Here is an 18,066-nt window from a genome sequence, read left to right as displayed (position 1 = left end):
CAGGAATGACCGAATCAACGCTGCCTTCGTCGACGAATCGCCCATATGCCCAGTGATACCAATCTTCGATTCTGGTAGATAGGGAGCATGAGCGAGATGATGAACGTCAGCCTGAGCGACTACGCGGAGTTCGACGCCGAGACGGCGCTGCGGCGCTACCTGGCCCGCGGCCGCGACGAGGAGTGCGCGCTCGAGAAGCTGGCCAAGGGCGGGACGTGGATCGAGCTGCGGATCCATGCGTCGACCTGTCACCCCGACGCCTACTGTGACACGAGCGAGGAGCTGTTCTTGCGGCTGATCGCCGAGGCCTCGCTCGCGGCCGGAGCCCAGTATGGCAAGAGCGCCATGGCCCAGCACTTCGTCGAGAAGTCGGGCAAGAAGGGGAAGGCGGCGAGCGGCGAGAGCGAGCTGTGGAGCATGGGCTTCTCCGTCACGGACTCGACATCTCCGCTGATCATCGTCGAGCTCGAATTCGAAGATCGCGGCCCGGATGGCCCCTACGCCGGCGGCCGCGACACCACGGTCGAGGCCCTGGTGCTCGTGCCCAAGGCGCTCGCCCCCGACATCAGCGAGATCGGCGCCTTCGACTCGGCGGCCTGGGGCGGGGCGAGGCGCCTCGACGACGCCGAGCGGGCGCGGCAGCTGGCCCCGGTGCGCGCGGAGGTCCGGCTGATCCCGGCCAGCGTTGCGATCTCCGGCAAGCATGGCGTCCGGCATCACAGCGACGCCGGCTGGAAGAAAGTCGGACCCGCGAGCGGCATGGACAACTACGTGCACGGCATATGCGTGCACGACGACGCCGTCTACGTGATCGACGCCAGCAAGGCCAAGGGCCCGCTGCGGCTGGGCGACGACGCCAAGCCGGAGCGGGTCGACCTCGGCTTGAAGGAGCACAGCCTGAGCTGCATGACCTCGGCCGAGGGCGCGCTGTGGATCGGCGGGGCCAAGGGGCTGGTCGAATTCCGCGAGGGCGAGGTCGCCGGGCGCTGGGACAAGAAGTCGGGCCTGGTCCGCAACGACGTCTCCGCCATGGCTCGGACCGCCGACGGCGGGTGGTTTCTGGGCTCGGGTGGCGGCGTCAGCCTGCTGCGCGAGGGCGAGGTCGTCGAGACCGTGAGCAAGGGCCTGGCCGACAGCAAGATCCGCCAGGTGCTCGTGGGTAGCGACGGTCTTCGCTGGTCCGCGGGTCAAAAGGGAGTCACGCGCCACGAAGCCGGCGGCAAGCTCGAGGTGTTTCAGTCGCGCCAGAACATCCAGGGGGTGGTCGGCGTCGTCGAGTTCCAGGGCGGCGTGCTCGTGGGCTCGCTCGAGGGCTCGCGCTACATCCCCGCCAATGACGATCGCAGCTATGCGATCGACGGCCTCGAGACCCTCCCCGGGGTCGTGGCCGGCTTCGAGCAGTGCGGTGTGTACTGGCTGTTGACCATCGCCGGCCAGCTCCTGCGCATCGTCGAAGGCGAGCCCATCCGGGTGTTCGTGTTCGACAACCCCCCGCCCGGGGCGAGCGTCACGAGCGGCTATGGAATGGCCATGCACGCGGGCACGCTCTACCTGGCCCTGCACTGGGGGGTGCTCGGCGTCGAGATCGACACCCTCGTCGCGGCTCTGGAGCGCCCCGCCGACAACCTCGCGATCGTCAGCGAGGAGCGCGCCGCAAAGATCGTCCCCTTCCAGCTGCCCAGCGTGGGGGCGACGAAGGCGGTCGCAGCCAGCGTCGACGTCGTCGGCAAGAAGGTGTGCATCACCGGCCGCTTCTCTCGCCTCGATCGCGCCGACGCCTCGGCCAAGCTCGAGGCCCTGGGAGCCAAGATCGCCGGCAGCGTCGGCAAGCAGACCGACATCTTGTTCGCGGGGGACCGCGCGGGCTCGAAGCTCGCCAAGGCCGAGCAGCTGGGCATCGAGATCTACGGCGAGGACGAGCTGCTCGCGCTGATCGCCGCCTCGCCCGAGGCCGCCGCCGCCGAGGCGCCCGCCAAGACCAAGCCCACGCCCGCGGCCGACGCCTCGGGCCGCTTCGCGGGCAAGAAGGTCGTCGTCACCGGGACCATGCAGAACATGTCGCGGGCCGAGATCAGCGAGAAGCTCGCGTCGCTCGGGGCCGAGGTCATGAGCGGCGTCAGCAAGAAGACCGACTTCTTGATCGCCGGGGCCAAGGCGGGCTCGAAGCTCGCCAAGGCCAAGTCCCTGGATGTCACGGTGATCAGCGAAGACGAGTTCATCGCCGCGATCCGAGCCTGAGGATCGGGCTCGAAGTTCGGGCCCGAAGTTCGGGCCCGAGCGCGAAGCTAGTGTACGATCCAGAGGATCGGAAGGGGGATCGACATCGAGTCCCGATGGTGATCTACTGGCCGGGTGACGACGCCAATCTCCGTCGACCTCCGCGCCCGGATCGCCGAAGCCATCGAAGCTGGCGAAGAAAGTCAGCCCCTCATCGCCGAGCGCTTCTCCGTCTCGGTCACCACCGTCGAACGCATCTCGCGGAAGCTGCGCCAAGGCGAGAGCTTGGTGCCGAAGAGTCCACCTGGCCGGACGCCCAAGTTGAAGGAGCGCCACCTCCTGTGGATTCGTGGCGAGATGGAGAAGGACCCCTACCTCGGCTCCTACCACCTCTCGGCGCGCTTCAATCGACGATTTCCCAAGAACCGGGTCCATCGCTCGACGATCCTCCGGGCGCTTCACCAACTTGGCCTCAGCTTCAAAAAAAACTCCCTACGCTCCCCAGCGGGACCGAGCTGACGTCGCCGAGGAGCGCGCCCAGTTTCGGTTGCGACAGCGGCGACTCGACATCGGACGTCTCGTCTTCGTGGACGAATCGGGCACGCATCCAGGGATTGGTCCGCGCCGGGGCTGGTCCCCACGCGGCGAGCCGCTCTACGGACCGCACGAGCCCTATTCCCGCGGTCGCCACGTCTCGATGATCGCGGCCTTGCGCGTCGACGGCATCAGCGCCTTGATGACGACCGATGGCGGGGTCAAGACCGCTGACTTTCTGCGCTTCGTCCGACAGCGCCTGGCACCCACGCTCGAGCCGGGCGACATCGTTTGCTGGGATAACATCAACATGCACAAGAATGCAGAGGTCGTGGCTGCGGTGCTCGAGACGGGTGCGAAGGTCGTCCGCTTGCCCCGGTACAGTCCCGACTTCAACCCGATCGAGGCCGCTTGGGCGAAGGTCAAAGCTTGGATACGCCGAGCGATGCCCACGACCGTCAGCGAGCTCAAGAAGGCGATGCGTAGGTCCCTGCGTCGGATCCGAGCCTCGGACGCACTCGGCTGGCTCAAGTACTGCGGATATCGCCTTCCGTGATTCTGATCCGTACACTAGTGTGCGCGGCAGAGGACTTGAAGGGTCCCAGGCGCCGGACCGCCGGTTGCTGACGAGGCGCGAGGAGGGAGTTTGTCGGGCACAAATGACTGACGAGCAACGAAGTCAGCGGCCGGTGCTCCAAGCCTGGGACCCTTCAAGTCCTCTGCCGCGCACACTAGGCAATTGCTTCGAGAGCCGAGCCCCGCGGCCGGAGCTCGCGCTCAGCTGCGGAGCACATCGAGGGGCAGGGGATCGCTCGGATCCGTCCCGCGGCGCAGCATCGCGCGGACCCGAGCGAGCGCGCCCGTGGCCACACAGCGCAGCATCAGCGGCGGCGGGAAGGCGTTGAGGGGATCGACGCGGCGGGTCAGGAAGTCGGCGTAGCGCCGGCCGTAGTCCTCGTTGGTCAGCAGCCAGCGCATCACGGTCTTGGCGATCAGCGGCGGCGGGCTCTGATAGATCTCGCGCTCGAGGCGGCCCGTGGTCACCTCGAACATCGGGCGCAGCTTGGCGTGGGCGGCCTTGGCGTAGCCCTCGAGCGCATCGTCCAGCCTGCGCTCGCCAGCGTGGGCCGAGATCAGCGCACCAGCCAGGAGCTTGGCTGCCAGCAGCGCGTCGTAGATCCCCTGGGCATCGATCGAGTCTTTTTGGTGAAAGGCGTCACCGACCAGCGCCCACCCCGGACCCGTGGCCTGGCGAAAGAGGTTGGCGAACGGCTTGATGCCCGAAAGCGAGCTGACCTGCTTGGCCTCGGACAGGCGGGCCCACAGCCGCGGGCGGGCGCGCAGCAGCGCCAGGTAGGCCGCCTCGGGGTTCTCGCTGTCTGCGAGGTGCTTCGCGTAGAAGTCCGCGCGACCTTGGGCCGTGACCATGGTCTGGCCCGCGGCCGAGGGCATGAACACGAAGCTGAAGCCGTCGAGTGAACTATGGATCACTGCCGAAGGTGCGCACGCGCCGTCGCTCCCCAGACCACGCACGCCCTCCCAATGTGCGTAATAGAGCGTGGTGTCCACGTCGGTGCGAGATTCGGTGACAAGCGCACCAACCTCGCGTGCAACGAGACTATTACGACCATCTGCCCCGACGACGCAGTCACCGTAGAAATACTGCAACTCCTGTACGCCAGGTATCCGGGCGCACACGCCGGTCACGCGTCCTGCATCATCGCGCAGGATGCCCTCGACCTTTGCGCCCTCGATGGCACGCACGGATTCGAAGCGTTCCAGGTTACGCCACAGGCAGCCATCGAGGCGCGCCCGGTCGATGGCGTAGAAGTAGGCGCGGCCTGCGAGAGCTTCGAAGAAACGCAGCGGAGAGCGGAAATAGTCGCCAAATTCGAGGACGAAGCGGTCCAGGCGCGGCGTCTCGGCGGCGTACACTTCCTCGTCGACGCCGAGCTCGTCGAGCAGCGCGAGGGCGTGCGGAAGGACAAAGGGCGCGGATACTGCGGGTCGACTCGGGAAACTGGACTTATCGAGGACGAGTACGCGCAGACCTGCGGCTGCGACGCGAGCTGCGAGGCTGGCCCCGGCTGGGCGACCTCCCACGACGATGACATCGAAGTGATCCTCGTTCATGTCGTGAGAATCTAGATCGGAAGCCTCGCGGTCAGGTCGCTTTATTTGGCAAGATGATGTGAGTGAGCAAAAAGGAGGATGAGGCTTTAGCGGAGGTACTCGGTGCCAATCCCGCCGACCTCGCGCGAGTGCTCGCGTCGATCTCCGACTATCTGTGGAGCGGCGAGGTCAGCCCCGCGGGCTTCCACTACCGCTACTACTCGCCGGCGGTCAAAGAGATCACGGGTCGGCCGCCCTCCTTCTACATCGAGGACGCCTCACGCTGGTCGAGCACCGTCCACCCCGACGACCTCCCGGCTGCGCAGGCCTCGGCCGATCGTCTGCTCAGCGGCGAGAGCATGGCCGAGGAGCTCGAGTACAGGGTGCTCCTCCCCGACGGCGGGATCCGCTGGGTTCGCGATCGAGTCGTCAGCGAGCGCCGCGGCGACACCATCTTGCTCAACGGAGTGGTCCGCGACATCACCGAGCGCCGCCAGGTCGAGCGCGAGCGCCACGAGCTCGAGATCCGCGTGCAGCAAGCCCAGCGCCTCGAGAGCCTCGGCATGCTCGCCAGCGGAATCGCCCACGACTTCAACAATTTGCTGGTCAGCGTGCTCGGGAGCGCCGATCTGGCCATGCTCGAGCTCGGCCCAGAGCACGCCGTGCGCGGAGATCTACTGCGCATCAAGGCCGCCGCCAACCAGTGCGCCGACCTCTGCCAGCAGCTGCTCGCCTACTCGGGCAAGGGCGGCAACGAGGCGCGGCGAGTCGAGCTGCCCACGCTGATCGTCGAGATGGTCCAGCTGCTCGAGGTCTCGATCTCCAAGGCCCACGCGATCAGCTACCAGTTCGAGCCCGGCCTGGCCCCCGTGTTCGGCGACCCCACTCAGCTGCGCCAGGTCGTCATGAACCTGGTCACCAACGCCTCCGAGGCCATCGGCGAGCGGGCCGGGACCATCGTCTTGCGCGCTGGCCTGGCCACCGAGCCACGCGAGGTCCTCGCGGAGCGCTTCGACCTCGTGCCCGGAGCCCTGAGCGCGGCCGACTACGTGCGCCTCGAGGTCGAGGACTCCGGCAAGGGCATGGACGAGTCCACCCGCGCGCGCATCTTCGAGCCCTTCTTCACCAGCAAGGTCACCGGCCGCGGGCTCGGCCTGTCGGTGGTCCAGGGGATCGTCCGCGCCCAGGGTGGGGCCATTCGAGTACAGAGCGCGCTCGGCCGCGGGACCACCTTCGAGCTGCTCTTGCCGGTCGACGCGCGCAGCGACGTGCGCCGGCCGGGGCGGCAGGACACGGGCGCGGGCGAGAGCGGCGTGCACGCTCGGCTGTGCGTGCTCGTCGTAGATGACGACGAGCGCGTGCGCGCGGTCTGCAAGCGCATGCTCGAGCTGCACGGCTACGACGTGTTGCTCGCCGCAGACGGGGTGGAGGGGCTCGAGCGCTATCGAGACCATCGCGAGCGCGTGGCGCTGGTCCTGGCGGATCTGATCATGCCGCGGATGCATGGGCGAGAGCTGTGCGCGCGACTGCGGGCCGAGAACCCGCGGGTGAAGTTGGTGGTGATCAGCGGGCACGACGTGCGCGCGGTGGCGCCGGAGCTCGTCGAGGCTGGGGTTGGGGTGTTGGCGAAGCCCTTTCGGGTTGGGGAATTGTTGGGGGCGATTGAGGAGGTGTTGGAGGATGAAGGGGAGATGGGGGAGGCGCGGGGGCGTGTTGGGCGGGCGCCTTGAGGGTGTCTCGCTGGGGGCGATTTAGGTGCTGTCAGTGATGGGAGATGGAGGCACTCGCACTTGGTAGACATAGGGCTTTGGAGGGAGCTGGACAGGCTGGCCGAAGCCTGTGAAGGGCTCGTCGTATGGGAGGAGCAGGTGCTCGCAGTATCCGGTCTCGTGCTCGAGGTGGAGTTCGACGGCGGGCTGGTCACCGTGCGGTGTCTGGTGATGGCAGGGGCGAGCGATGCCACCGGCGAGTTGGGTGAGCGCGGACGTGATGAGGTTGCGCGCCATGGCTTGTAGAAGGCTTCATGCCCTAAGTGGCTCTTAACCTGCTCTCGGATATATGATACATGCGCGTAATTATTTTTTAAATCGTGCAGGGATTGGGTTAGCTGGATATAGATGCGGCCGTCGGAGGTCTTCCATGTGCGATAGGCTGGGGCAGAAAGGATCCGGCTCTCCCCGAATAGTTCAATGTAAGGGGGGCCGAATACCATCATCCAGTGTATGTTGGGGATGTATCGACGGAGTTCATGAGTGGTCCAGTACATTCCATGGCTGGGGATGCGCTGATCTTCCACGGATACTTCACGATAGGCCCAGCCCTGCTCGAGGTCGGGCTCTGTGAGAGTGTGCAGGTATCCAATGTCTGCTTTGTATGACTTGGACCATTGCTCGAACACTGAGATGAACTGTTCGTCAGAGAAAAGCTCATCCTCGATGATGTTGATATCCAGTGTGTCGTGACGAGGCAGAGGTAGTCCAGGCTTGACAATGTCTATGGATCCTGAGCTCTTTGGCCGTTTTTTTGTCCAGTAAATACTGCCCTGCCATATTTTTGCTGCATCGCTTGGTGAACGAAAACGTTTGCGGATGGGCTCGTAGTTGTTGATTTTGTCAGGTCGGAGTGATGGTTCAGTGTTCAGGAGAGGTGAGAAAAGAGTTTCTGACCAAGTTGGGTCGGAAATGCTCAGCGAAGAGAATACCTGGATAAATGTTCCTGCAATCATTGTAGTGGTATCTCTGTGATCGTGTCTCGATGGTGGCGGCGCCTTCGGGCGTGCGGACGCGGGTGCCGGGGACGAAGCAGCCGATCGCGGCGATGCCCTCGAGGCCGGCGCGGACGCAGTTTCCGCGGCAGCCGCTGAGGGTGCGGCCGAGGCCGGCGCGGACGCTCTGGCTGGCGGTCTCGGCGAGGCCGGCGAGGCCGGCGGAGATCAGCTCGGTGGAGAAGCGGGTGCCCTCGTAGGTGAGGGAGTCTGGGGTGGCGGCGAGGGTCTCGCTGCCGAGCATGCGGCCGATGGCTTCGCGGGCGGCGGCGGAGGGGTTGCCGTTGGTGGCCCAGTAGGCGGCGACGACGAAGGGGATGGTGGGCGGAAGAAAGTTCTGAACTACTTGTCTATTCAGATCTTTCGTGCATGTCGCTCATAGATATAGGGCTGAGGCTCGAGGGAGATGCAGTCTTTGAACCCATCAAAAGGTTGATTGTAGGTGAACAGGAGGTTTTGGGAGTAGCCGCTTTCGTGTTCGAGGTGCATCTGAATGGCCGAAACGGTGCGGCCACCTACACTGTGACTCGTTGGTCGGGCAATGCCGCCTGCGATTGAGACTGTCAGTGCCTCAATTTTGAAAGTACGCTCTATATCCGTGACGATGTCTTCCTCAGTCTTGGTGAGGAGTATGGCTTGTTGTAGTTCGTGATTGACGAGACGCTCTCGCTTGTCCATCCGCGCTGCGAGTGGCCAGTGAAGTTTGCCTGCTGTCAGCGCGGCGCTGACCCGGTCTTGCAGGTTGGACTTCAGCGCCTCGAGTGCTCGCTGAGGGTCGATGGCTGGGGCAACTTCACGATGCTGAATCTCGAATCGTGGTGCATGATATGTGGAGCGCCTGGGCTTGTAGAACGCATCCGCGCCGAGGTGCTCTTTGACACGCTCTCGAGTTTTGTGCACGTGCTCGTAGTCGTGCTCGAGATCAAAGAGTGAGCTGGTGAGCTGGAGAAATATTTGGCCGCTGGGAGTTTCCCAGACACGGTGAGCTGGCGCGCTGAGCAGTTTTTCTCGTCCAAATAAATCTATATACGGGCTTCCGAAGACCATGCCCCAGTGAATGTTGGGGAGGTATTTCCTCAGGGTGTGTGTCGTCCAGTACATTCCATAGCTTGGAATGCGTTGGTCTACGGTGAAGACTTCTCGGCAGGCCCTGCCAGGTTCAAGATCCGGCTCCGTGAGAAGTTGAATGTATCCGATGTCAGCCTGGCAGGATAATGACCAGGGACAAAATATTGACTCTACTGCCTCTTGGGGTATGCTCCTGTAATCTTCTATATGTAAGATGATTCCGTCGTGAATTGGTTTAGGGCCCGAAGCTCCGTCCATGTCTACCTGGCCGGAGCTTCGGGGGGACATTGATTTCCAGAGTATTGGGTTGTTCCAAATCTCTGAGACGTCCTCAATGGAGCTGAAACGCTTGCGAAGAGGCTCGAAATTGTTAATCTTCTTGGGTTTGAATGAAGGTGTTGAGTTTAGGAGTGGAAGGAATAGTCGCTCTGCCCATTTTGAATTGCTGAGGTCTAAGGGGGAGAGGACTTGTATGAAAATTCCAGCGTTCACTTGAGTGGAATCTCCATCTGAGATCCAGCTTGAGGGTCAATGCGAAGAAGAAAGCCTTCTGTTCGCTCTATTGCACGCTTGACGGATTGAGTTATATGTTTTGTTCGGGGAGATACATAGACGTTGAAGGGAACCCCTAGCTGCTTGGCTACGTTCGCCTGAATCTGCATTTGACGCGTATTGCTCACGACCATCCGGTTCTTGATCTCGCCGACTTCGGCGCCCATTATATCAGGGATGGTGTTCCCCGCACGCCCGTTGAGCGCCGTTCCGCGGACCTTTGTCGTATTCTTGCGACGATGAGGTCGCTAGGGCAAAGGTCTCGATGAGGGCGATTTAGGTGCTGTCGGTGATGGGAAATGGAGGCACTCGCACTTGGTAAACATAGGGCTTTGGAGGGAGCTGGACAGGCTGGTCGAAGCCTGTGAAGGGCTCGTCGTATGGGAGGAGCAAGTGCTCGCAGTATCCGGTCTCGTGCTCGAGGTGGAGCTCGACGGCGGGCTGGTCACCGTGCGGTGTTTGGTGATGGCAGGGGCGAGCGATGCCACCGGCGAGTTGGGTGAGCGCGGACGTGATGAGAAGCCTTTCCATGGTGAGGAAAATTTCTTCATCTGTGTCATTCTCGAGAGAAATATAGGGAGACATGCACGTTCGATATCGCTCTTGGATATCCATAATGCTGACAAGAGGGTGGCGAAAGCCACCCGAGGTGATGGCTTCCCTTGCGTCGCGGCAGAGCTTGTCTTTGAGAACGGAGAGGAGAATGATTGGGTCTGTCCGAGGTTTTATTGTTATATCTCGCTCAGGGAAGTGAAAGGTCGGAGCATGAAAGGTTGCGCGCCATGGCTTGTAGAAGGCTTCATGCCCTAAGTGGCTCTTAACCTGTTCTCGGATAGATGATACATGCGCGTAGTTCTCTTTTAGATCATGTAAGGATTTTGTTAGCTGGATATGGATGCGGGCATCGGAGGATTTCCACGTGCGATACGCTGGGGCGGAAAGGAGCCGGCTTTCCCCGAATAGTTCAATGTAGGGGGGGCCGAATACCATCATCCAGTGTATGTTGGGGATGTATCGACGGAGTTCATGAGTGGTCCAGTACATTCCATAGCTGGGGATGCGCTGATCTTCCACGGAGACTTCACGATAGGCCCAGCCTTGCTCGAGGTCGGGCTCTGTGAGAGTGTGCAGGTATCCAATGTCTGCTTTGCATGACTCGGACCATTGCTCGAATACTGAGATGAACTGTTCTTCAGAGAAAAGCTCATCCTCGATGATGTTGATATCCAGTGTGTCGTGACGAGGCAGAGGCAGTCCAGGCTTGACAATGTCTATGGATCCTGAGCTCTTTGGCCGTTTTTTTGTCCAGTAAATACTGCCCTGCCATATTTTTGCTGCATCGCTTGGTGAACGAAAACGTTTGCGGATGGGCTCGTAGTTGTTGATTTTGTCAGGTCGGAGTGATGGTTTAGTGTTCAGGAGAGGTGAGAAAAGAGTTTCTGACCAAGTTGGGTCGGAAATGCTCAGCGAAGAGAATACCTGGATAAATGTTCCTGCAATCATTGTAGTGGTATCTCTGTGGTCGTGTTTTTTGTAGGATCCACTCGAGTGAGCTTTCCTTCCATTTTCTTGATTGCCCTTTTTAACGGTTTTGTGACGTGTTTGGTTCGGGGGGATATATAGACGTTGAAGGGAACGCCCAGTTGCTCGGCCACGTCCGCCTGAATCTGCATTTGACGCGTATTGCTCACGACCATCCGATTCTTGATCTCGCCGACTTCGGCGCCGAGTATATCAGGGACGGTGTTCCCCACACGCCCATTGAGCGCCGTTCCGCTGACCTTTGTCGTGTTTTTTGCGACGCCGAGCTGCTTCAAGACCGCCTGCTCGAAGGCCCGCCCCAATCGATAGTTCGCAGAAAGCCGCGCGGCGAGGTCGGAGCATACGCCATTGTGCACCAAGACCGCCGGCCCATCACCAACCGGCGCGGCGAAGTAGTTGTGCGCGTCCTCGACGGAGAGGTTGAAGACCTCGAATTCACCTTCGCGTCGCGCGATCCCCTCGACCACGGCGAGCTGGCCGTCTTCGAGCAAAAGCTGGTCTCCCAGGGCGAGCGCGGCCGCCTGGAGGTAGGCCTGGTATTCAGGCGCAAAGAGCGGGTGATCGGGCGTCAGCTCGAGGGTGGCGCGCTCGCCGGTTTCAGTGAGGTAGCGCAGCTCGATGATCTCGGAGATCTCGCGAACCGAGATCGCTTCGATCACGCGAGGAACCAGGCGCAGCTCGCCGTCGATCCACACGCCGGCGAGGACCTGATCCCCGGGGGCGAGGGTCTCGATGGTGGCGGATCCCTCGGGGGTGCGGACGCGGGTGCCGGGGACGAAGCAGCCGATCGCGGCGATGCCCTCGAGGCCGGCGCGGACGCAGTTTCCGCGGCAGGCGCTGAGGGTGCGGCCGAGGCCGGCGCGGACGCCCTGACCGGCGGTCTCGGCGAGGCCGGCGAGGCCGGCAGAGATCAGCTCGGTGGAGAAGCGGGTGCCCTCGTAGGTGAGGGAGTCTGGGGTGGCGGCGAGGGTCTCGCTGCCGAGCATGCGGCCGATGGCCTCGCGGGCGGCGGCGGAGGGGTTGCCGTTGGTGGCCCAGTAGGCGGCGACGACGAAGGGGATGGTGGGCGGGAGGAAGGCGATGACGCCCCCGCCGACGACGGCGCTGCCGGTGTTGGCGAGGCCGTCGAAGAGGCCGAGGCCGATCTCGGTGGGGGTGCTGGTGTTGCTCGAGGGGGAGGGGGCCTGGGCGCGGGCGTCGTTGGATGGACCGAGGTCGGTGCTGGTGCCGGCGCTGCTGCCCTCGCGCTGGGCGGTGACGGTGAGGGTCATCTCGAAGCCGCCAAAGGGGTTGGCGCGGATCTCCGAGGCGGTGACGGTGGTGCCGCCGGAGCCCTCGCTGTCGTCGCCGCCGCTGGGTTCGGGGGCGAAGCCGCTGGGGTCGATCTGCGAGAGCGGATCGTTTTGGACGTAGGCGAAGCGGTTCCAGCCCTGGGCGGTGTAGGCGTCGACGATCAGCGGATCCGCCGAGGTCATGCGGCCGAGCTGGGGGTCGTAGAGGCGCCCGCCCATGTCGACGAGGCCGAGGTCGGCGCGGGACTGGTGGCCGGTGTAGCCGCGGGCGACGGCGGCGAGGACCGAGAATTCTTCGGGCGCGCTCCAGTCGTCGGGGTCGCGGTCGCGGCCCCAGGCATCGAAGGACAGGCGCTGGACGAGTTCGCCCTGCTCGTCGGTGACGATGTCGGTGGAGCCCTGGTGATCGTCGTGGAGGTAGCGGGTGCGGGCGGAGAGTATCTGCTGGCTGTCGAGCTCGTGCTCGATCTGGGCGACGACGCGGCCGCGGCCGTGGATCAGGTAGCGGTGGCGCTCGCGGCCCTGGTCGAGGTCGCGCTCGCGCTCGTAGATGTTTGCGAAGCTGCGCAGCTGGACATTTTGGAGCTCGTCGACGCGCAGGACCCTGCGCTGGTCGGCGTCGTATTCGAAGCGCAGCGTCTCGCCGGTGCTGGCGGCGATCTTGGCGGGCTTGGCGAAGCTGGTGTAGGCCAGCCAGCGCTCCTGGTCGGCGTTCTTGGTGTGGATCAGGCTGCCCTTTTGATCCCAGCTCAGGCTCTGATCCCCGGCCCAGGTCAGCAGGCCGCGGGCGTCGTAGTCGTAGTCGCCGACGTCGCTGGCGTGGACGAGGTTGCCGAGCGGGTCGTAGGCGAACCAGCGCTCGTGGTGGTGATCGTCGGGGCCGCTGATCTCGAGGTGAGCCAGGCGCAGCAGGCCGTCGTAGTCGAAGTCCTCGCGCTGGCCGACGCGCAGGTCCTCGCGCCAGGCCAGGGTCTGGTTTGGGCTCCAGCCGTAGCGCAGGTTCTGGAGCGGATCCGTGTCGGTGTTGGCGTTTGGGTCGAAGGTCCGCAGGCCGATCAGCTGGCCGAGGGCCGGGTCCCACTCGCGGGCGCTGACCAGGCCGTTGGCGAAGCGCTCCTCGGTGATCCGCCCAGCTTCGTCCGCTTCGGTGATCGACCACAGGGCCTCGGGGTCGTCGCCGAGGTGCACGGCGCTCAGGCTGCCGTCGGCGGCGTAGCGGTTCTCGACGCGGATCTGCGGCAGGTTGGGGTGCTCGGGGTAGCGCAGCGCGCTCGGGCGGCTGTAGGCGTCGTAGTCGATCTCGAGCGCGAGGGCGTCGTCGTCGATCCACTGCTCGATCCGGCGCAGGCGGCCGAAGCTGTCGTAGTCGTAGAGATCCGCGACGCCGCCGGGAGTCTTGGTGCTGCTCAGGTGGCCGGGGAGCTGCGCGTCCCAGCTCCACCAGCTGTCGCCCTCGTCATCGCTGCGCCGGATCTGGCGGCCGAGGGCGTCGTAGGCGTAGGTCACGAGCTGGTCCTCGCCGTCGAGGGCGGCGATCAATCCGCCCCAGGCGTCGTAGGCGTAGTCGCGCAGGCCCTCGGCGGGGTCGTGGCTCGAGACGAGGCGGCCGAGGCGGTCGTAGGTGTAGCGCTTGACCAGCGCCGGGGCCTCGCCGGCGGTGGCCTCGGTGTTCGTGCTCTCGCCGCTCGGGTCGTCCTCGACGCAGCTGGGCCGGGCGGCGACGAGCCACGAGAAGTGGGCGTAGTCGAGGCACAGGCGCTCTTCGTCGGCGGTCCCCGGGGCGCTGATCGTCTCGACGACTCGACCGGCGCCGTCGCGGCGGATCTGCCTGCGCCGACCTTCGAAGCCGACGTGCTCGACCGCGAGGCCGGCGTGGTTCCAACGCTCGACGCTGCCCTCGGCGAGGGTGTGCTCGATGACCCGACCAAAGGCGTCGTGGCGCCAGCGCTCGCTGCCGAGCTCGGGGCCGTCGAGGCGGTGGGCGAGGCTGCGCTCGACGAGCTGGCCCTCGCCGTCCCAGCGCTGCCACTGCCGGCGCGGTTCACCGTCGGCGCCCAGCCAGCGCGCTTCGGTCTCGCGGCCCAGGCGATCGAAGGCGCGGGTCAGCTCGCCGTGGCCGCTGACCTTGGCGAGGATCTGCAACCCGCCGGCCGCGGGGTCGAGGGCCGGGAGGTAGTGGATGCTGAGGTCGTCTCCGCGGGCGAACCACTGCGAGAAGGTGCGCGCGCCGGTCAGCCGGCCAAAGCCGTCGTAGTCGAAGACCTGGCGCTGGCCGTCGATCGTCACCAGGGTGTGGGGGACGCCAAGGTCCTCGTGCCAGGCCAGGGTGCTGACGTGGCCGAGGGCGTCTTGGATCTTCACGGGGAAGAGCCCGCGCTCGTCGTAGGCGATCGTGCCCCCGCGGGCCTGCGCGTCGGCGTCGTAGCTGGTCACGGCCACGCGGTTGCCGAAGGCGTCGTACTCGTAGGTGGTGTGCAAGAAGAGCGCGCTGTCTTCGGGCTCGGGCTCGCGCAGCTCGCTGAGCAGCGCGCCGGTCTCGGCGGCGTAGCCATGGACCCAGCGCCGCTCGATCACCTGGCTGTCGTGGATCCCCGCGAGGCGCTCGTCGACGACCTGATCGAGCAGCCAGCGCTCGAGGTCGTGCTCGACCACGCGCCGACGATCGAGCACGAGGCTGGGGCCGTCCTCGACGGCCGTACTCATGCGCTCGTGGGTGGGGTGGGCGAGGGCGTCGCGGGTGAACACGGTGCTGACCTGGGAGGTCAGCGGGTCGTGGTCCTGGACCTCGCCGAGCTCGCAAAAGCCCGCGCAGTCCCACAGCTCCCAGGTCCGCGCGACGCTCTGGCTGTCGGCGGCGTGGTAGCGGCCCGGGCCGGTGTGCAGCACGTCGTGGACGATGGTGGCCAGGCTCACGCGCACGCGCCCGTCCTCGGGGTCGCGGCGCTGCTCGAAGATCATGGTGGTCAGCCCGGCCGTGGGCGCGGCGGCGAGCTCGGGGTCGTAGTCGAGGTTGCCGGTGTACTCGCTGCGCTTGGCCAGGGCGACGCGCTGGCCGTCGCGCCACACGAACTCGGTCTGGTCGTGGCGGTGAAAGCCGAGGCTGCGCCGCGCGAGGCGATCGCGGCGCAGGCCGGCGTAGCGATGCTCGAACTCCCGCGCGCCATCGTCGAGGCTCGCGCCCAGGCCGGCGTCGAGGCGGTGGCGGGCGACGACGACCACGGGCGCGCGGCCGCAATCAAAGGGCCACGCGCAGGTCGCTTGCGGGCCGTCCTCGTAGAGCTCGGGGCGCTCGTAGTCGGTGATCGCGGCGTACTCGAGCTCGATGACCTGGCCGAGGCCGTCGCGGATCCTCGCCACGCGGTCGGGCTGCTCGCCGCGGCGGCGCCAGATGTCCCAGACGCCGCCGAGCTCGTAGCTCCAGTACACCGGGTCGTGGAGCCCGTCGCCGTCGACGTCCATGGCCGCCAGGGCCCGGGTCGGGACGCTCGCGTTTGTCTGCCAGGCGGGCGCGTCGACGAGCGGGGCGTTGACGAGGGTGCCGTCGCCCAGCGGACGCCACTGCTGCCAGGTCCCGGTGGCGCTGTCGGGGATCATCAGATCCGCGACGCCGTCGCCCTGGAGATCCAGGACCGCGCTGCTCACGAATTCACGAAAGAGCGCGTCGCCGGCCTCGCCGGTGGTCAGCCAGCCGCCGTCGACGAAGCGGCCGCCCTGGTTGATCCAAAGCCGCAGGCCGCCGAGCTCCTGCGAGGGGGGATCCGCGGGCAGCACCGCGGCGGCGATGCTCGAGCTCTCGTCCACGTCGTCGCCGGACTGGAGCTGATAGCGGACCAGATCCGGGAGCCCGTCGCCCTGGACGTCGAGCACGCGATCGATGCCCAGGTTGGGGCCGTGGGAGGGCGCGCCCGCGTCGGGGACGTTGAGGGTGCCGTTGGTCAGCGAGGGCCGCCAGCGCTGGGCGACGTCGGGGGGCAGGCCGGTGTCGACGAGCGCGGCGCTGTCCCAGGTCGGGGCGGGGCGCAGGGCCTTGTAGTTGCCCCATTTGGTCACCGGCAGATAGTCCTGGGCCTGCGCGGACCAGCGCGGGATGACCAGCAGTGAAGCCACGCCGTCGCCGTCGTGATCCAGGATCAGCAGGGCGTCGCGGGCCGAGCAGCCGACTTGGGTGTCGACGCGCGCGGCCACGTCGAAGCCGAAGCCGGGCTCGTTGACGAGCAGCTGCCAGGTCCCCACCCAGGTGCTCTGATCGTCGATCTCGAGCTCGCCGCCCCAGCAGTAGAGGATGTCGCTCAGGCCGTCCCCGGTGAAGTCGGCGGCGGCGTAGGTGTAGGCTGGTTTTTGCAATTCGCCGACGTCGATGTGCTGCTCGACAACGCCCTCGAGGCCGGGCTCGACGATCGCGAATTCAGTGATCGCAAAGAGCATCGCGCTGCCGCCGAGCGGGGCGATCGCCTCGTCGCTGCCGTCGGCGTCGTAGTCGATCGCGAAGAGGGGCTGGTCGAGGCCGGTGAACTGCGGGTTTGAGGTCGAGAGGATCCCGGCGCGCGGGCCCTCGATCAGCGAATAGATGCCCTCGGGGCACTCGCTGGGATCGGGGAAGTCGTCGTTGAGGCTGCAGATCTTCCCGGTCACCGTCACGGCCTCGGGCTGGGTCCGCCAAAACTCCCAGCCGCGGTCCTCGGAGGCCGGGAGCCCGCCGTTGCCGTTGGCGGCGAGCAGGTCCGAGCGCCCGTCGCCGTCGCCGTCGAGCACGACCTGGCCGAGCAAGCTGGGGTCGTAGGTCTGGAGGTCGAAGCCGTTGGGGAAGGGGGCGCCGCCGAAGGACCAGGCCTCGGCGGGCATGTTGTCGGCCCCGTCCTCGCCGAGGATCCACTCGAAGGTGGTGGGCGCCCGGCAGACCCCGTCGGCGGCGCACTCGCCCACGGAGACCAGGCGCGAGCGCCCGGTGACGCTGGCGGGATCGGGATCATCGGGCGCATCGGGATCATCGGCGTAGGCCAGCGGCCAGCGGCGCACGAGGGTCTCGTCGACGAGGCTGCGCAGCGCGGCCAGGCGGTAGCTGCTGCGCGTGGGCAGGCCCGCGAAGTAGCCGCGGCGGGGATCCGGGCGCGGGGCCCAGTCGAGGACGATGGAGCGCGTGGGCGGGAGCGCCGGAGCCTGGGCGTGGGCGCCGTAGTGGATCGCCGCGAGCCGGTGGTCGACGCGGGCCCAGCCGTCGTCGAGGGTCTCGTGCTCGTAGGCGTATTCGTAGCGGATCGTGTTGCCAAAGCGGTCGGCGCGGCTCGAGCGAGCCCAGCGGCGCACGCCGAGGTGCGAGCTGAGCACGGCGTCGTCGCTGCACCCGTAGGTGTCGATCAGCCCGTCGCGGCGGCGGACCTCGAAGGTCAGCGCGCCCGGGCACTTGCTGGAGTCGAGGATCCGGACGCGGGAGAAGTCGTCGCGGCGGGGTCGATACTCGGCGCCGGGCTGCCAGGCCTGGCCCGCGCTGAGCAGCAGGCGCTCGCCGTCGAGGCACAGGGCGTCGTCGTCGCTGAAGTCGACCGGGGCCACGCGGCCGTCCACGGCCAGGGAGGGGGCGCAGCGCTCGATGGCGGACTCGCCGACGAGGCGCCAGCCGACGCCCAGGGGGCCGTCTCCGGCGGCGCTGTCGTAGCGCAGGGCGAGCTCGGGGACGAGGGCGCCGGTGGCCGGGGGGAGGCTCAGGGGGAGGTGGTAGACGGCTGCGCCGTCCTTGCTGACCTCGAAGTGAGCCTGGAGCGCGCCGACGGGGGCGGTGGGGGTGCGCGTGGGGGCCACGGCGCCCAGGGGCAGGCCAGGCAAATGTTCCAGTATTCTGTTTGTATATGTGCCTGATATTGCGTTGGCCGGTGAAGACGCGAGGAATGCGGCCATGCACAGCGTGAATACAGACGAGAGGTTGTGAAGTTTGCGACGCTCTACCATGGCAACGACGCATGCACTCTCTCAGAGGACAGGTGGTCGTGA

10 protein-coding genes are annotated in these 18,066 nt (G+C 65.7%); 5 read left to right on the top strand and 5 right to left on the bottom strand.

What is annotated here, in order from left to right; translation table 11 throughout:
• Positions 1-87 precede the first annotated feature (87 nt).
• The 3 genes from G6O69_RS33635 (at position 88) to G6O69_RS33620 (ending at position 3,307) form a co-directional block, all read left to right on the top strand.
• Complete coding sequence (locus G6O69_RS33635; RefSeq protein ID WP_255215943.1) at positions 88-2,238, top strand: BRCT domain-containing protein; 2,151 nt, start codon at positions 88-90, stop codon at positions 2,236-2,238.
• Between the two features lie 114 nt (positions 2,239-2,352).
• Positions 2,353-2,736 carry a helix-turn-helix domain-containing protein gene (locus G6O69_RS33625; RefSeq protein ID WP_172304573.1) on the top strand — a complete coding sequence of 128 codons (384 nt, stop codon included), beginning with the start codon at positions 2,353-2,355 and terminating at the stop codon, positions 2,734-2,736.
• Entirely contained in the window at positions 2,684-3,307 is a 624-nt protein-coding gene (locus G6O69_RS33620; protein ID WP_172304574.1) for an IS630 family transposase, read from the top strand. Before G6O69_RS33625 ends, G6O69_RS33620 begins: the two co-directional genes overlap by 53 nt.
• A 221-nt stretch (positions 3,308-3,528) precedes the next feature.
• Here G6O69_RS33620 and G6O69_RS33615 read toward each other — a convergent pair whose 3' ends face one another.
• Positions 3,529-4,884, bottom strand: coding sequence for an FAD-dependent monooxygenase (locus tag G6O69_RS33615; RefSeq protein WP_172307562.1), 1,356 nt, complete (start codon positions 4,882-4,884; stop codon positions 3,529-3,531).
• Between the two features lie 128 nt (positions 4,885-5,012).
• Between G6O69_RS33615 and G6O69_RS33610 the strand changes: the two genes are divergently transcribed.
• Positions 5,013-6,593: a PAS domain-containing sensor histidine kinase gene (locus G6O69_RS33610; protein WP_172307561.1), complete on the top strand. Its 1,581-nt coding sequence runs from the start codon at positions 5,013-5,015 to the stop codon at positions 6,591-6,593.
• A 138-nt stretch (positions 6,594-6,731) separates the two neighbouring features.
• A complete protein-coding gene (locus G6O69_RS33605) occupies positions 6,732-6,878 on the top strand; it encodes a hypothetical protein (RefSeq protein ID WP_172307560.1) in 147 nt (48 codons plus the stop codon).
• 615 nt (positions 6,879-7,493) lie between these two features.
• On the opposite strand, the gene G6O69_RS33600 is transcribed toward G6O69_RS33605, so the two are convergent.
• The 4 genes from G6O69_RS33600 to G6O69_RS33580 form a co-directional block, all read right to left on the bottom strand.
• Positions 7,494-7,871 (bottom strand): hypothetical protein, encoded by a 378-nt coding sequence (locus tag G6O69_RS33600; RefSeq protein ID WP_172307559.1) that lies wholly within the window; start codon positions 7,869-7,871, stop codon positions 7,494-7,496.
• A gap of 110 nt (positions 7,872-7,981) precedes the next feature.
• The gene (locus tag G6O69_RS33595) at positions 7,982-9,187 is read right to left on the bottom strand and encodes a hypothetical protein (protein ID WP_172307558.1); all 1,206 of its coding nucleotides are present in this window, start codon (positions 9,185-9,187) and stop codon (positions 7,982-7,984) included.
• A gap of 336 nt (positions 9,188-9,523) precedes the next feature.
• Complete coding sequence (locus tag G6O69_RS33585) at positions 9,524-10,750, bottom strand: hypothetical protein (protein ID WP_172307557.1); 1,227 nt, start codon at positions 10,748-10,750, stop codon at positions 9,524-9,526.
• Positions 10,747-17,973, bottom strand: coding sequence for an RHS repeat-associated core domain-containing protein (locus G6O69_RS33580; RefSeq protein WP_176397245.1), 7,227 nt, complete (start codon positions 17,971-17,973; stop codon positions 10,747-10,749). The genes G6O69_RS33585 and G6O69_RS33580 overlap by 4 nt, the downstream gene beginning before the upstream one ends.
• Positions 17,974-18,066: the final 93 nt, after the last annotated feature.

The organism is Pseudenhygromyxa sp. WMMC2535 (assembly GCF_011083025.2).
The sequence above is the reverse complement of the archived record's forward strand: the minus strand, read 5'-3'. Positions and strand labels throughout refer to the sequence as shown.

Excerpts from the sequence above, each read along its gene's own strand:
- G6O69_RS33585 (WP_172307557.1), bottom strand. The coding sequence starts at position 10,750 with ATGATTGCAGGAACATTTATCCAGGTATTCTCTTCGCTGAGCATTTCC.
- G6O69_RS33600 (WP_172307559.1), bottom strand. The coding sequence starts at position 7,871 with ATGCTCGGCAGCGAGACCCTCGCCGCCACCCCAGACTCCCTCACCTAC.
- G6O69_RS33580 (WP_176397245.1), bottom strand. The coding sequence starts at position 17,973 with ATGGCCGCATTCCTCGCGTCTTCACCGGCCAACGCAATATCAGGCACA.
- G6O69_RS33615 (WP_172307562.1), bottom strand. The coding sequence starts at position 4,884 with ATGAACGAGGATCACTTCGATGTCATCGTCGTGGGAGGTCGCCCAGCC.
- G6O69_RS33635 (WP_255215943.1), top strand. The coding sequence starts at position 88 with ATGAGCGAGATGATGAACGTCAGCCTGAGCGACTACGCGGAGTTCGAC.